The 14,927-nt window shown below is 68.9% G+C and carries 15 protein-coding genes and 1 pseudogene; 7 read left to right on the forward strand and 9 right to left on the reverse strand.

What is annotated here, in order from left to right; all coding sequences use genetic code 11:
• Positions 1-33 precede the first annotated feature (33 nt).
• Both QMK34_RS43850 and QMK34_RS43855 read right to left on the reverse strand, forming a co-directional pair.
• Positions 34-240 carry a DUF397 domain-containing protein gene (locus tag QMK34_RS43850; RefSeq protein WP_326420756.1) on the reverse strand — a complete coding sequence of 69 codons (207 nt, stop codon included), beginning with the start codon at positions 238-240 and terminating at the stop codon, positions 34-36.
• A complete protein-coding gene (locus QMK34_RS43855) occupies positions 237-1,061 on the reverse strand; it encodes a helix-turn-helix domain-containing protein (RefSeq protein ID WP_326420757.1) in 825 nt (274 codons plus the stop codon). Before QMK34_RS43855 ends, QMK34_RS43850 begins: the two co-directional genes overlap by 4 nt.
• 111 nt (positions 1,062-1,172) lie before the next feature.
• Here QMK34_RS43855 and QMK34_RS43860 point away from each other — a divergent pair, with 111 nt between their 5' ends.
• From QMK34_RS43860 to QMK34_RS43880, 5 genes are all read left to right on the forward strand, one after another.
• Positions 1,173-1,463, forward strand: a complete 291-nt coding sequence (locus QMK34_RS43860; protein ID WP_326420758.1) for a hypothetical protein — start codon at positions 1,173-1,175, stop codon at positions 1,461-1,463.
• 4 nt (positions 1,464-1,467) lie between these two features.
• Positions 1,468-1,992 (forward strand): RNA polymerase sigma factor, encoded by a 525-nt coding sequence (locus QMK34_RS43865; protein WP_326420759.1) that lies wholly within the window; start codon positions 1,468-1,470, stop codon positions 1,990-1,992.
• Positions 1,985-2,851 carry a VOC family protein gene (locus QMK34_RS43870; protein ID WP_326420760.1) on the forward strand — a complete coding sequence of 289 codons (867 nt, stop codon included), beginning with the start codon at positions 1,985-1,987 and terminating at the stop codon, positions 2,849-2,851. The genes QMK34_RS43865 and QMK34_RS43870 overlap by 8 nt, the downstream gene beginning before the upstream one ends.
• Before the next feature lie 76 nt (positions 2,852-2,927).
• A complete protein-coding gene (locus tag QMK34_RS43875; protein WP_326420761.1) occupies positions 2,928-3,683 on the forward strand; it encodes an SDR family NAD(P)-dependent oxidoreductase in 756 nt (251 codons plus the stop codon).
• A gap of 20 nt (positions 3,684-3,703) precedes the next feature.
• A complete protein-coding gene (locus tag QMK34_RS43880; protein WP_326420762.1) occupies positions 3,704-4,546 on the forward strand; it encodes a helix-turn-helix transcriptional regulator in 843 nt (280 codons plus the stop codon).
• Positions 4,547-4,608: 62 nt separating this feature from the next.
• Here QMK34_RS43880 and QMK34_RS43885 read toward each other — a convergent pair whose 3' ends face one another.
• The 6 genes from QMK34_RS43885 to QMK34_RS43910 all read right to left on the reverse strand — a co-directional run bounded on the left by QMK34_RS43885 (position 4,609) and on the right by QMK34_RS43910 (position 11,619).
• Complete coding sequence (locus QMK34_RS43885; RefSeq protein ID WP_326420763.1) at positions 4,609-6,963, reverse strand: ATP-binding protein; 2,355 nt, start codon at positions 6,961-6,963, stop codon at positions 4,609-4,611.
• A 46-nt stretch (positions 6,964-7,009) separates the two neighbouring features.
• Positions 7,010-7,621, reverse strand: coding sequence for a DUF6879 family protein (locus QMK34_RS43890; protein ID WP_326420764.1), 612 nt, complete (start codon positions 7,619-7,621; stop codon positions 7,010-7,012).
• Entirely contained in the window at positions 7,614-7,979 is a 366-nt protein-coding gene (locus tag QMK34_RS43895; protein ID WP_326420765.1) for a hypothetical protein, read from the reverse strand. The genes QMK34_RS43890 and QMK34_RS43895 overlap by 8 nt, the downstream gene beginning before the upstream one ends.
• A 20-nt stretch (positions 7,980-7,999) precedes the next feature.
• Positions 8,000-9,778 (reverse strand): gamma-glutamyltransferase family protein, encoded by a 1,779-nt coding sequence (locus QMK34_RS43900; protein ID WP_326420766.1) that lies wholly within the window; start codon positions 9,776-9,778, stop codon positions 8,000-8,002.
• 31 nt (positions 9,779-9,809) lie between these two features.
• Positions 9,810-10,208 carry a VOC family protein gene (locus tag QMK34_RS43905; RefSeq protein ID WP_326420767.1) on the reverse strand — a complete coding sequence of 133 codons (399 nt, stop codon included), beginning with the start codon at positions 10,206-10,208 and terminating at the stop codon, positions 9,810-9,812.
• Between the two features lie 103 nt (positions 10,209-10,311).
• A complete protein-coding gene (locus QMK34_RS43910) occupies positions 10,312-11,619 on the reverse strand; it encodes a UDP-glucose dehydrogenase family protein (protein WP_326420768.1) in 1,308 nt (435 codons plus the stop codon).
• 158 nt (positions 11,620-11,777) lie between these two features.
• On the opposite strand from QMK34_RS43910, the gene QMK34_RS43915 reads away from it, so the two are divergent.
• Entirely contained in the window at positions 11,778-12,536 is a 759-nt protein-coding gene (locus QMK34_RS43915) for an SDR family NAD(P)-dependent oxidoreductase (RefSeq protein WP_326420769.1), read from the forward strand.
• Positions 12,537-12,605: 69 nt separating this feature from the next.
• Here QMK34_RS43915 and QMK34_RS43920 read toward each other — a convergent pair whose 3' ends face one another.
• Entirely contained in the window at positions 12,606-14,252 is a 1,647-nt protein-coding gene (locus QMK34_RS43920; RefSeq protein ID WP_326420770.1) for a TM0106 family RecB-like putative nuclease, read from the reverse strand.
• Between the two features lie 81 nt (positions 14,253-14,333).
• Here QMK34_RS43920 and QMK34_RS43925 point away from each other — a divergent pair.
• Positions 14,334-14,807 (forward strand): annotated as a pseudogene (locus tag QMK34_RS43925) (DUF6474 family protein); the annotation flags it as partial.
• Positions 14,808-14,927: the final 120 nt, after the last annotated feature.

Raw genomic sequence — 14,927 nt, forward strand, 5'->3', positions numbered from 1 at the left:
GACGCCGTGATGGTGGCCTTCAGGGGCAGTCGATCAGCTGGGCCGCGCCGCCGACCGCACGAGTTGCGTCCAGGCGAGGGGGGAGACTGCGAGAGCGCCGAAGGTGGGGGACTTCGAGTCGCGGACCGCGACGGCTTCGGCGGTGAAGGCGACCTCCACACAGTTACCTTCATGACCTTCGTTTCCGCTGTAACTGCTCTTGCGCCATGCGCCCACGGTGCTCGCCTCCAGATCACTCACATCTCGGCGACCACCCGCTCGATCAGCGCCACGGAGCCCTGTTCATCGAGTGCGAGTCCCGACAGATGGTCGAACATCAGCCTAGCAGCGCGAACTTCCTCCGCTTTCTCGATTTGGACGGCTCCGAAGCCATACTCGACGTAGGCCAGATCCTGCTCGGCGGGATCGGGGAACCCCACCACGGTGAAGTTGCTGTACAGGCCGCTGTGCGCCCGAACCTCCTCGGGAATCACCTGCACGGTCACGTTGTCGAGCTCGGCAAGTTCGACAACGCGCAGCAACTGCTCTCGATCCGAAACCCGGTGCAGAACACTCGGGTCGATGATCGCGTGAAAACTCAGGCGCGGCTCTTCGACCAGCCTGCGTTGCCGCCGCAGCCGAACCGCGATCTCGTTCTCCAGCCTCGCTCCTTCAAGAGGCACGCGTGCGGTGGCGAAAATCGCCCGCACATAGGACTCGACCTGCAAAAGACCGGGAACGAAACCGATCTCGTAGTTGCTGATCTCCGATGCTTCCGCCTCGACGCTGACGAAACCTCGATCATTCAAGCCGAAAGCGTGCCACCAGCCCTTCTCCTTGGCATGGTCGAACATCCGGACGTACTGCTCGTAGTCCGAAGTGATCACGCCATAGCGGTCCAGCAAGGCGAGGAAGTCGTTGTAACCGGGGATGTGGCCTTGTTCGATCCGGCTCATCTTCGAGCTGGAGATACGCGGTAGCCGACCCGCGTCCTCTTGGCTCAGCCCCGCCGCCTCGCGTAGTTTGCGCAGGACGCGCCCCAGGTGCCGTCGTCGATAGTTGGGCTCGTTCGGCCGAGTCACACATTCTCACCCCTTGATCTCGCTTGATCACGAATAGTAAGGCGGGTGGGTCGATGTGGGATTCCCACTTTGCCCACAAAGGACTGTTCCGCCCTCGGGAGCCTGTCGTGGATGGACTATCCGCATGAGCTGCGCTACCAACGTGAACAGCTGCTGGTGTACACCGAGGTCGTCGACGACATGGGGTTCGTCCTGGAGACCCACCGGGAGCGCAAGGAGGCCTGGCTTGTCCGTTACACCACTGGGTGCGCCGAGGACTTCCTCGACCGGCGGTGCGCCAAACCCGGCCAGTACCTGGTGAGCGTTCACCGGCTTTCGCCCGAACGGGTGCACCTCGTGACGGTCCCGCTGAAGAAAGTCGGGATTCACCCGTCGGAGAACGCGCTCGCCGAGCGACGATGAGGGTGTGACGGAACCTCGGGTGCGGCGGGACCCGGCCTTCGCGCTGCTGGCGTTGTACGAGTCGGCGCTGCCGGAGGTCTATGGGTACCTGCTGTCCCGGTGCGGAAACCGGACCCTCGCGGAGGAGCTCACGTCCGAAACCTTCCTCGGGGCGGTGCGCGAATGCCACAAGGAGGTCGCGACGCCGGTGAGCACCGCGTGGCTGATCGGGGTCGCCAGGCACAAACTCGCCGATCATTGGCGACGCCGTGAGCGGGAGGAACGCGGCTTGCGGCTGGTGCACGAGGCCGAGCAGGAGAGCACCGATCCGTGGGACGCACACCTGGACGCGATGCTGGCCCACCAGGTTCTCGAGTCGCTGGGCGCGCACCATCAGGCCGCGCTGACCCTGCGTTATGTCGACGGTCTCGGCGTGCCCGAGGTCGCCACCCATCTCGGCCGGAGCGTGCACGCCACCGAGGCGTTGCTGGTGCGGGCCCGCGCCGCGTTCCGCCGCGCTTACCAGGAGAAGGAGGGGCGCGATGCTTGATCCTTTCGAGTCGCTCCGTGCGCCTTCGCGTCCTGTCGACCCAGATCCGCTTTTCGCCGACGAACTGCGTGACCAGCTGCGTCGCGCGGTCCTGAACGGAGCCGAAATGACCACCACCGAAACCCCCGCGAGCACCGCCGAACTCCGCTCGCTGACGCCGTACCTCGCCGTTTCCGACGCCCGCGCGGCGCTGGACTTCTACGTCGAGGTGTTCGGCGCGGTCCGCCGCGGCGAACCGATCCTGATGGACGACGGCCGCATCGGGCACGCCGAGCTCGCCATCGGCGACGCCGTGCTGATGCTCGCCGAGGAGTACCCGGAAATCGGCCATGTCGCGCCACGGGAGGGCGGTGCGTCCGTCCGGGTGGAAGTGTCCGATGTGGACACCAGCTACGCCCGCGCGCTCGAGCTCGGCGCCACGCGGATCCGCGCGGTGTCGGAATCGCCGTATGGCAGGGGCGGCTCGTTCCGGGACCCGTTCGGCCAGCGGTGGATGGTCTCGCAGGCCACCCCGGCTCCCCCGATCCCGCAGGGCGGCATCGGCTACCTCACGCTTCAGGTCCCGGATGCCGAATCCGCCAAGGCGTTCTACGGCGCGGTGCTCGGCTGGCGGTTCTCGCCGGGACAGGTCGAGGGCGGCTGGCGCATCCAGGGCGGCGGCCTCGAAGGCGGCCTGCACGGCGGGCCGGGACGGCAGGTCGGCGCGAAGCTGATATACGCCGTCGAAGACCTCGACGCGGCGCTCTCCCACGTGCGCGAGCAGGGCGGGCAGGCGGGCGCCGTCGAGGACCAGCGGTACGGCCGCATGGCGGACTGCACCGACAACCAGGGCATCGAATTCTGGCTCTGGCAGCAGTAATTCCCGAAAGGGGGATCGCCGATCCCTGGATGAACGAGTCCTTCATCCGGCTCCGGAACGGGCCCAAGCTGGGTTCATGACCAAAATCGCACTCATCACCGGAGCCAACCGCGGACTCGGGCGCAGCACCGCCCTCGCCCTCGCCGAAGACGGCGTCGACCTGATCATCACCTACCGCTCGCACGCCGACGAAGCGGCAGCGGTGGTCGACGCCGTCACCGCGAAGGGCCGCACGGCCTTCGCCCTCCAGCTCGACACCGGCCAGGTCGACGCCTTCGACGCGTTCGCCGACGACGTCCGCCGCGTCCTCAAGGACGGCTGGTGCCGGGACACCTTCGACTTCCTGGTCAACAACGCCGGTCACGCCGTGATGGCGCCCTTCACCGAGACGACCGTGGCCGACTTCGACGGCTTGGTGAACGTCCACCTCCGCGGCGTCTTCTTCCTGACGCAGAAGCTCCTGCCGCTGCTCGCCGACGGCGGCCGCATCATCAACCTGTCCACCGGACTGACCCGCTTCACCGGCGAATACACGTCGGCGTACGCGGCGATGAAGGGCGCGGTGGAGGTGTTCAGCCGCTACCTCGCCAAGGAGCTCGGCCCGCGCGGGATCACCGTCAACACGGTCGCGCCCGGTCCCGTCGCCACCGACTTCGGCGGTGGTGGCATGCGCGACAACGCCGAGCTGCGCGCGAAGCTGGACAGCAACGCGGCGCTGGGCCGGATCGGCGTTCCCGAGGACATCGGCGGCGTCATCGCGTCGCTGCTCGCCGACGCCACCGGCTGGATCACCGGCCAGCGTGTCGAAGCCTCCGGTGGCACGTTCCTCTAGGGCACGGAGAGACTGAGCAGATGGACCGAGCACAGCTGGCGGACTTCCTCCGCACGCGCCGCGAAGCACTTCAACCCGAGGACGTGGGCCTGCCTCGAGGCCAGCGTCGGCGCACCCGTGGGCTGCGTCGTGAGGAAGTCGCCACGCTGTGCGCGATGTCCGCGGACTACTACAGCCGCATCGAACAGCAGCGCGGCCCGCAGCCATCGGAGTCGATGCTCGCCGCGATCGCCCGCGGCCTGCACCTGTCGATCGACGAGCGCGACCACCTGTTCCGGCTGGCCGGGCACAACGTCCCGAGCCGCTCCGGGCCCGGTGACCACGTCGGCCCCGGCATCTTGCGGATCCTCGACCGGCTCGACGACACCCCGGCCCAGGTCATCAGCGGGCTCGCCGAAACACTGGCGCAGACCCGGCTCGCGGTCGCGCTCCTGGGCGACGAAACGGCCTACACCGGGCCCGCCCGCAGTCAGATCTACCGGTGGTTCACCGACCCGCTCACCCGCCGCATCTACCCCGAAGACGACCACGCGATGCACAGCCGCTACCTCGCTTCGGACCTTCGCGGCGTCTACTCGCATCAGGGTGCCGGGTCGCGCGCCGGGCAGATCGTCGACGCGCTCCTGGAGCGCAGTCCGGAGTTCGCCACGCTGTGGAGTGCGCACGAGATCAGCGTCCGGACGCACGACCAGCCGAAACGGATCCGACATCCCGAACTCGGCATCCTCGAGCTGCATTGCCAGGTGCTCCACGACCCGGACCAGACCCAGGCCCTGCTCGTCTTCACGGCCACTCCGGGCACCGAGAGCCACGAAAAGCTCAAGCTCCTGTCCGTGCTCGGGGACCGCCAGCCCCACCTTTAGCAACTGCCCCTGAAGGCCACCTTCACGGCGTTAGACGCTGTGATGGTGGCCTTCAGGGGCAGTTAAAGACGTCGCTGCAGGTCGATCCGCCGCGCAGCGGCGCGGGGGTCGTCGAAGGCGGCGAAAGCGGTCAACGCTTCGCGGGCGCACCGGCTGGCCTCCTCGGCGTCGCCGGTCTCCGAAAGCGCCTTCGACAGGCTGTCCAGCGAGGCCGCGACGCGCCAGCGGTCACCAAGGTCACGATGCACGGACACCGTCAACCGGAAGAAGTTCGCCGCTTCCTCGGGTTGGTCGAGCGCCCGGTACGTCTCGCCCGTTTCGTCGAGCGCCTGCGCTTCACGCCCGCGGTCGCCCAGCCGTCGCTGGATCGCCGCCGCACGCTGACACGGCACCAGCGCCTCCTCCGGACTGCCTGCCGCGCGAAGCACCCGGCACCGTTCGAGCAGCCAATGCGCCTCACACATCGCGCTGCCGTGAAGGCGAGCGAGACCGAGAGCCCGCTCGACAGCCGCCGACGCTTGCTCTGGACGTCCTTGCTCACGTTCCACCACGCTGGCCAGGTACAGCGCATTGCCTTCACCCGCGTAGTCGTCTTCACCCTCGAAGATCTCCAGAGCCTCACGAAGCAACGACGCCGCTTCGGCGTGCTCGGCGAGCTCCAGGCAGGTTTCGGCGAGGTTGCCGAGGACCAGCGCCTGCCAATAGCGGTTTCCCAGCGCCCGCACCAACGCCAGCCCCTGCCCGAACGCGGAACGGGCTTCGGCCAACTCGCGACGACGCAGGTGCAACAGGCCGAGCCCGCTGAGCGCGATGGCTTCACCGAGCGAATCTCCGAGCTCGCGTCGCAGCGCCAGCGTCTCGCGGTGGTACCGGGTGGCCTCGTCGAACCGGTGGGACTGGGTGTACGCCATCGCGAGGCTGTCGAGGAGCTCGACCTCCCCCGCGCGGTCACCCAGCGTCCGCGCCGACGCCAAACCGACCTGCCCGGTGGAAACCCAGTCACCGAACGGGTTGAAGTTCATGTACACCCCGCGCAGGGTCGCGGGCAGCTGCCACGCGATCCGGTGCAACCCGGCGCCGGCCGCCGCTCGGGTCGCCGCGACGAGCCCGGGACGCTCGGACTCGTACCAGCGCAACGCTTCCTCCTGCCCGGCGAACGGCGGCGCCGCGCTCGTGAGTTCCACCGTCCGGAGCATGCTCGGCTCCTGCGGACTCAGCTGCGCTCGCGCCCTATCGGCCGTCTGGAGGTACCAGTCCAGCACCCGCCGCAAGGCCGCTTGCCGAGATTCGCCGGTCTCCTCTTGACGGGCCTGATCGGTCGCGTAGCTGCGAAGCAGATCGTGACACTGGTACCGCCCGTGGGAAGTCTGCTCCACCAAGTGGGCGTCGACGAGGACTTCGAGCAGCTGCTTCGCCTGATTGAGTGAGACGCCGGCGAGCGCGGCCGCCGAAGCCACACTGAATTCCAGCGCCGGATGCACCCCCAGCAAGCGGAACAGCCGCGCGACCCCGTCGGGCAACGCCCGGTAGGACCACGCGAACACGGTACGGACCGCGTCGACCTCCTCGTCGTCGCCGGTGGACAACGCGTCCCACAGCCCGGATTCGTCACGGAGGTCCTCGATCAGCTCCGACAGCGGCATCCGCGGCCGCCGGGCGGCTCGCTCCGCCGCGATCCGCAACGCCAGCGGCAGTCGGGCGCACAGCCGGGCCAGCTCGGCGAGCTCCTCGGCCGCGGCCTCGGCCCGGTAACCCGCGAGCACGGTGCCTAGCAGGGAAACCGCCTCGGCCTCGGACAGCACGTCCAGGGAGACGCGGTGCGCGCCCTCGCGGAACACCAGCCCGGACAGATGACTGCGACTGGTCACCACCACCAAGCAGCCCGCCGTCCCTGGCAGCAACGGGCGCACCTGCCCGGCGGTGGCGGCGTTGTCGAGGATGATCAGCATCCGCCGCCCGGCCAGCAGGGAACGGTAGTGCGCGGCCCGATCGTCGAGATCCACGGGCATCTCGCCGGCGGGCACACCGAGCGCCCGCAGGAACCGGTCGAGCACCTGCTCGGCCGAGGCACGCGGGCCCGGATCGTGACCGTGGAGGTTCACGTAGAGCTGCCCGTCGGGAAACCGGTCGCCGACCCGGTGCGCCCAGTGCAGGGCGAGCGACGTCTTGCCCACCCCGGCCGTACCCGCGATCACCGTCACGGCGACCACCATCGGTTCGTCGAGGTCCCCGGCGAGGGCCTGGTCGAGGCGAGCCAGCTCAGCGGCGCGGTTCACGAAGGAACGCACGTCGGCCGGCAGCTGGTGCGGCACCCGGCCGGGCCGGAACTCGGCACCATGGAAGTGGACCCCGCCGTGCACGTCCCTGGCCTGGACGACCTCGCCCGCCGTGCCGGAAAGCTCCGAACGCGTGCGCACGCCAGGTTCGTCTTCACGGGGTCCGGAATTCTCGGCAGGCATGGGGTCACTCCGGACGGGGTGGCTCCAGGGGAGCGACTTCACGCTGGAAGAACCGCTCTATCTGCTCGCCGTTGTCATAAAGCTGCTCGATCACTCTGGTGTAGTTCTCGACGGCCCCGGGTGCCACGATCCGCACCGCGCCCTCGAGGACGCCGTCCTCGCGGTAGAGGATCCGGTACACCGTGTCGCTGCCGACCGTCAGCACCTCGGGCAGCGGTTTCTCGGCTTCGAACCGCTCCACCTGGTCGCGGGTGACCACTCTGATCTTCTCCCCGCATTCCGCGCGCACCTTGAGCAGGTACAACTCCCAGTGCAGGTAGGGACTGAACGGTTCTTCCACCACCCGCACCCGGAAGAGTTCGATATCGCGCTCGTCGGCTTCCTTCGAAAGCTCGTCGAGTTCTTCGCGTTCCGTTTCGATCAGCCGCAATGCCTCCGGCCAATCGCCCCTGACGAAAGCCTCCCAGCTGGGATATCCGGGTTCACGGAAACTCTGGCGCCGTTCCAGCTTCCACGAGGCGTGTCCCCTGGTGGTGTTGAAGCGCTTTTCATAGTCGTCCTGGTAGTCCTTGACGCCGAGCCGGGTGCCCGGCGGCCAAGGATTTCCCTCAGGCATCGGGAATATCCACCTTGGCCGCCACGATCGTCGCGTGGGGAATGACAACGAGCCGCTCGTCGTGGGCGATTGTCACACCGTCGGGCAGCCGGGGCGAATAGGAAGCGGTGAGATCACGGCCGATGATCGCGACATCGCCGTTGTCGAGCTCCCAGATGTCTGGGCAGCCGGTGCGCCCGCCGGTCTTGTCGAGTTCGAGCGCGGACTTGCCGAGCCGTCTCGAAAACAACGCGGCCGGATCCGCTTCCCAGGCTCTCATCATGACGTTCCCCTCGTCGACGGACGAAATCCGATCTTCAAGCATAACGGCATGCGGCGGCGCAGGGCTGCCACCATCTGGTGTAAACAGCGGATGCACCCCGAATTGGTGAAGCGAATTCAGCGGCCAGCGGCGTATCCCTGCATGCCGCGGGCATTGGCTGCCGCGCGAAGAATGCCCGTTCGCGGATCACGCGAGACGGCCGACAATCGGCCGAGGGCCCAGTCGCCCGCGTCGATGACGTCGTGTCCCCACGACGCCAGAGTGTCTATTGTGGAGCGTCCGAGGCGGGACTCGACTACCAGCTCCCGCGGGGTCCAGGAGCGCGGGTAGAACGAGCTCGGGAACGCCGTCGTGTGCCAGGCTGGCGAGTCGATGGACTCCTGGAGGTTCAGGCCGCCGAGGGTGTGGGCGAGCCAGAAACACAGCTGCCACTGGTCCTGCTGGTCGCCGCCGGGGGTGCCGAACGCGATCGTGGGCTCGCCGTCGCGCAACGCCATCGACGGCGAAAGCGTGATGCGCGGGCGCTTACCGGGGCGCAGCGAGTTCGGCAATCCCTGCTCCAGCCAGAACATCTGGCCGCGTGAATCCAGGCAGAAGCCCAGCTCGGGGATGGTCGGGCTGGATTGCAGCCAGCCGCCCGACGGCGTCAGCGAGATCATGTTCCCGGCCGCGTCGACGACGTCGAGGTGCACGGTGTCGCCGCGGGTCTGGCCCTGCGGCCCGATGGTGGGCTCGCCGGTCGCGCCGGACCCGGCCGCCATCCCGCGCAACTCCGAGAGGATCGCCGGGAGCTTCGGCGCGCTCCCCGCGAACCCGGGACGCAGTTCGGCGCTCGCTTCGTCGGTGATCAGCTTGCGCCGCCCGGCGGTGTACTCGGCCGACAGCAACACGTCGAGCGGGACGTCGGTGTCGCCGTACCAGGCCTCGCGATCGGCGAACGCGAGCTTCGCGGCCTCGACGGCCAGGTGCACGGTGCGGGCGGTCGGAATTCCATCTACATAGGACAGTTCGTCGCGGAAACCGTTCAGCAGCAACGCTTGTTGCGCGAGCGCCGGGCCCTGGGTCCAGCCGCCCATCTTCACCAGGCCCCACTCGCCGAGGTCCGTCACCAGCGCGTCCTCGTATGTCGCCGACCAGTTCGCGAGGTCGTCGCCGGTCAGGAGCCCGGCGTGGTCGCGGCCGGAGTCGTCGCGGAACGCCTGCCGGTTGAACGCGACGATCGCCTCGGCGACGAACCCGTGCGACCACGCGCGGCGACCGGCGTCGAGCTGCGCCTCACGGCCGCTGACCGACTCGGCCTCGGAAAGCAGGCGTTCCCAGGTGTCGGCGAGGGCGGGGTTGCGGTGCAACGCGCGGGGTGCGGGTGGCTTGCCGTCGGGAAGCCAGAGCGCGGCGGACGTCGGCCAGTGGTCGGTGAACAGTTGCTGGACCGCGGAAACCGTGTTGCCGACCCGGTCGACCAGCGGAATCCCGTTGCGGGCGTAGGAAATCGCGTAGCCGAGGACGTCCCGCAACGACTTCGTGCCGTGGTCACGCAGCAGCAGGAGCCAGCCGTCCCAGGCGCCGGGCACGGTCGCGGGCAGCAGGCCGCTCCCGGGGATCAGGTCGAGGCCGAGGTCCGCGAAGTGCTCCGGCGTCGCGGCCGCGGGCGAGGGGCCCTGACCCGCGAGAACTCGGGGTGTCTTGTCGGCGGCCGTGACGAAGATGCCGGGCACCTGACCCCCAGGGCCGTTGAGGTGGGGCTCCGCGACCTGGAGGACGAACCCGGCGGCAACGGCCGCGTCGAAGGCGTTGCCGCCGGATTCCAGCATCGCCATCCCGGTGGCCGAAGCCAGCCAGTGCGTCGACGCGACCATCCCGTACGTTCCGGCCAGCTCGGGCCTAGTCGTGAACATCCCCGGATCGTACGCCTTGCTAAGGAATTGGCTACCTCTTCAGGTCGGCGCCGTACGGCTGCGTGATGATCTCCATCCCGTTCCCGCCAGGGTCCAGGAAGTACACGCCACGACCACCGTGGTTGTGGTTGATCTCGCCGATCTGCCTGCCCATCGGATCCGCGTGGTATGTCACGCCGGTTTCCTTCAGCCGCGCGAAGGCGGCGTCGAAATCCTCTTCGGGGATCAGGAAACAGTAGTGCTGCAGGCGCAGGTCCTCCGGCGGGATGGACGCGAAGTCCAGCCGGACACCGTTGCTCGTTTCGACGGGGACGAACGGTCCCCAGGCCTCGCCCACTTCGAGCGCGAGGATGTTCGCCAGGAATTCGGCGGATTCCCGGTTGTTCCGGGACGGGACGATCAGATGATTCAGCTCAACGGAAACTGACACGGTAGAAATCGACACTGTGAATGCCTCCACGGGCATCTCACGGCTACCTCCATGTCTCACCCAGCCGGTGACCGACACGCGATGCCGGGAGCGAGCATACCCGCTAGACGGACACCCGGGAGCGATGTGCGGCACGCGGGCGGCCGACGCCCTGCCACGACAGGCCGACGTCCAGGATCACCCGCGGGTCCAGCAGGTTGCGGGTGTCGACCACGGAATCGCCGTCCATCTGCTCGGCCATGTACGTCCAGTCGAGCCGTTTGAACTCGTCCCACTCGGTCAGCACGACGACCGCGTCCGCGCCCTTCGCGACCTGGTACGCGTCGTCGACCACGGTCATCCCGGCCAGCTGGCCGCCGACCGCCGGGTCGTACGCGGTGAGCTCCGCGCCGAGCGCCCCCAGCACCGAGGCGACGGCGAGGGCCGGCGAGTCGCGCAGGTCGTTGGTCCCGGCCTTGAACGCGAGGCCGAGCAGGCCGATCCGCGCGCCGTTGAGCGTGCCGCCGACGGCGCCCGCGATCTTCGCGACGATCCGGTCCCGCTGGGCGATGTTCTCGTCGATCGCCGCGCCGAGCAGGCCGAAGTCGTAGCCGACGGACTCGGCGATCTTCTGCAGCGCGCTGGTGTCCTTCGGCAGGCAGGAGCCGCCCCAGCCGGGGCCGGGCTTGAGGAACGAGCGGCCGATGCGCCGGTCGTGACCCATGCCCTCGGTGACGAGGTCGATGTCCGCGCCGAGCCGCTCGCACAGCTCGGCGATCGAGTTCACATAGGACAGTTTCATCGCGAGGAAGCAGTTGGCGGCGTACTTGACCAGCTCCGCGCTGGCCGCGTCGGACACGACGACCGGCGCCGACAGGTCCTCGTAGAGCTCGCCGACCCAGCGGGCGGCTTCGAGGTCGTCCGCGCCGACGACGATGCGGTCCGGGCCGAGGAAGTCCGCGACCGCGGTGCCCTCGCGCAGGAACTCCGGGTTCGACACCACAGCGACGTCGTCACGGCCGAGCATCGCGTGGATCCGCACCGAGGTGCCCACCGGGACGGTCGACTTGGTGACCAGTGCGCAGCCCGCGGGCAGCACGTCGCCGATCTCGGCGGTCACCGCTTCGACGGCCCGCAGATCAGCCGAGCCGCCCGCGCCCATCGGCGTCGGCACGCAGAGGAACACGGCCTCCGCGTCGCGCACCGCCGCGCGCGCTCCCACCACGAAGGTGAGCCTTCCGCTGGTCAGGCCCCTGGCCACCAGCTCGGACAACCCCGGTTCGAGGATGTCCACCCGCCCCGCGGAGAGTCTGGCGACCTTCGCCGCGTCGACATCCACGCAGGTGACCCGATGTCCGAGGCTCGCCAAGCAGGCCCCCGTGGTCAATCCGACGTATCCCGTCCCCACCACCACGATCCGAGCAGCGCTCATGGACCTGAAGGTGACAGCCGGAGTTGACCGCCGAGCTAACAGCAGCGGACGGGCCCGAATACTCCTCGCGACCAGTGAGGCATCACACCTGCGCGACCCATGCGAACGAGCGTTAACCTGAGACCAACTGAGCCCGGCACGAAAGGAAACTTGAGAACATGCAGATCACCGACACCGCAGCGCTGGTCACGGGTGGCGCTTCCGGCCTCGGCGGGGCGACCGCGAAGGCGCTCGCCGCGAAGGGCGCGAGGGTCTTCGCGCTGGACCTGGCGGGCTCGATCGAGAAGGCCGAGCAGGTCGAGGGCGTGACGTACGTCGAAGCCGACGTGACGAACCCGGACCAGGTGCAGGCGGCTGTCGACACCGCGGCGGGCTCGGGCGCACCGCTGCGGACCGTGGTGAACTGCGCCGGCATCGGCCCATCCGCGCGGATCCTGTCGAAGAAGGGCCCGCACGACCTCAACCTGTACGCGAAGGTCATCCAGATCAACCTGATCGGCACCTTCAACGTCGTCACCCTGGCGTCCGAGGCGATGGCGAAGACCGAAACGCTGGCCGACAACGCGCGCGGCGTCATCATCAACACCGCGTCGGTCGCCGCGTTCGACGGCCAGATCGGGCAGGTCGCGTACGCGTCGTCGAAGGGCGGAGTGGTCGGCATGACGCTGTCCGCCGCGCGCGACCTCGCGTCGTTCGGCATCCGCGTGCTGACGATCGCGCCGGGCATCATCGACACCCCGATGCTCGCGACGGTCTCCGAGGAGTTCCGGGACACGCTCGCCTCGGGCATCCCGTTCCCGAAGCGCCTCGGCCACCCGGACGAGTACGCCCAGCTGGCGCTGAGCCTCATCGACCACGACTACCTGAACGGGGAGGTCATCCGGATGGATGGGGCGCTGCGGATGGCTCCTCGGTAGAGGTCCCGGGTGTCATGAAAGACCCTTTCAGGACAAAAATTGCCCTGAAAGGGTCTTTCATGACACTAGCTAGAGGTCGCCCATGTACGGGATTTCGGCCTGGGCGCGGTCGGACATCCAGGTGCGCAGGGCGTGGGTGGCGAGGACGTCGTCCTCGTTGTAGCGCAGGAGGCGTTCGCGCTGGGTCTCGTCGAGCGGGCCGCCGTCCATGCCGACGGCGTCGCGGTACCAGCTCATCGAGGCCTCGCCGCCCGCCTCGGGGTCGCGCCAGCTGAAACCCGCGACCGGGGCGATCACCTTGAGGCCCTTGCCCTGCGAGCAGAGGAACTGGTCGGTGACGCCGCGGAAGAGGTCGATCCACTCTTCGGAGTCCACAAAGGACTGGATCTCCTTGCGGGCCGGAATGCCGGGGTGGTCGCCGAAGCGTTCCACCGAGCCGAACAGCCAGCGGTTCTCGGCCATCGCGTTGTAGCAGTAGGCGCGGAACGTCAGGCCCGCCGCGGCCGTGCGCTCGCGGACGTCGGACAGCCAGGCCCAGAACTCCGCGAACGAGCGAGCCTCGTCGGTAGTCGGCAGCGGGTCCCAGGTGACGAACGCGCGATAGCCCTGCTCGACGCCGATGTCCGCGCCGGTCAGCAGCGAACCCCACAGGTACGCGCCGGACTCGCCGAAACTCTCCATGTCGACGTCGACCTCGACGTCCCCGCGCGAGACCTCGACCCGGTCCACCCGCCGGACCAGCGTCAGGTTCGCGAGCCACGCGCGCGCCAGCACGATGGCGTCGGCGAAGGTGCCGCCGGTCCAGTTCATCGGGGGCGGCTCGTCGGCCGGGTCGAGTGCGGCCAGCTTGTCCACAGTGGACACTCCGGCCTTGCGCAGCTCGGTGGCGTCCTCGCCGCGGACCACGAGGCTGACGTCGCGGGTCTCGGTGAGCACCTTCTCGCAGGTCGGCCACCAAGGGCAGCGACGGCATTCGAGGACCCGGGACGGCTCGGCGAGCGGCTCGTCCCCGTTCGCCGCGGCGTCCGCGATGGCGAGCCTGTCGGCGAACCGGGCCTGGTACTCCGTCAGCGCGCTGCGGCCGTTGGGCCAGGTCGCGGCACCGAGGTCGTGCCACACCACGACGTCGGCGTCGAGGCCGATGACGCCGCCGAGCGCGCGATGGCCTTCGTGGTGCCCGAGGGTCTGCAGCATCTTGTGGAGGTGGGCGAGCCGCAGCTGGTCCCTCGGCTGCGAGCGGACCTTTCGCCGCTCGTCCCGCCGTCGCTTGGCCGGGTCGAGCTCGGTCATCTCCGTGGTCGGCGCGCCGGAACCGCGGTCGGTGATGCGGTGGCGCACCACCAGCACCGGCACGTAGCCCTGTCCAGTGTGGATGAGCAGCTCGACGCCGCCCCGGCGGTGCGCGGCGAGATCGGCGGGCAGCAGCGCACCCCAGACGTAGGGCACGGCTTCGGCCAGCGCCTGCTCGGTCAGCCGCACGCGCTCGGAGGTCGGCAGGTCACGCGGGACGCGCACCCAGCGCGCGTCCGGCCCGGTTGCCTCCTTGAGCCGCCGCAGAATCTCCTCGCGGTGTGCGTTCGCGTCGTCGATGCGCTGCTGGGCGGTGGGATCCGGCGGGGCGAGCGGGACGTCGCGTTTCCCGGGATCGTGCTCGAGGTGCACGCGGCGACGGCAGCGGCTCACCGCGCCGGCGTCGAGCAGAACCTCAGTACCCATGAGGATCACTCTAGAAGCTCACCCGCCGGTCGACATGCCCGCCACCACGGCGACCAGTAAGTTCGACCACGACAACGCAGGAGGTGGGCCATGGCGCGCAAGGCCAAGCAGGTCGCACGTGAAGGCAGGATCAGTCCGAAGAAGGCGAAGAACGCGGTCGCGATCGCCAAGGTGCTCGGTCCGGCTGTGCTGCCCGTGGTCGCGCCCTACGCCGTCCGCGCGGCGGGGGCCGCTCGCGAGGTTTATGACCGCTACCAGGCACGGAAGCTGGGCGTGGCGGTCGACCAGCTCGGCGAGTACACCGGCCGGGGCGCCGCGCTGCACGCGCGGATCGCCGGTCTGGTCACCGGGCTGACGGAACTGCGGAAGTCCGCGAAGGCGACCGACGCGGACGTCTCGTTCGCCGACGATACCCAGGGCACGCTGGAGCAGCTGTCGGCGACGGTCCGCGCGGCGGAGCGGATGCCCGCGGCGCGGCGGAAGTCGGCGCACCGGGCGGTGGCCGGGGAGCTGGAACGGCTCGAAGGGCAGCTGCTGCACCGGCTCGGGGTCTAGTACTACAGGGCTAGATCTCTAGCATCTGGAGGCGGAGGCGTCGTCTGAAGTGGCTTCTTCGTGCGTCTGCCTGGTGTCCGCGTCGCCAGGCAGACGCACGGAGGCCCTGGTCGATGACGT

The organism is Amycolatopsis sp. H20-H5 (assembly GCF_035828755.1).
Lineage (GTDB): Bacteria > Actinomycetota > Actinomycetes > Mycobacteriales > Pseudonocardiaceae > Amycolatopsis.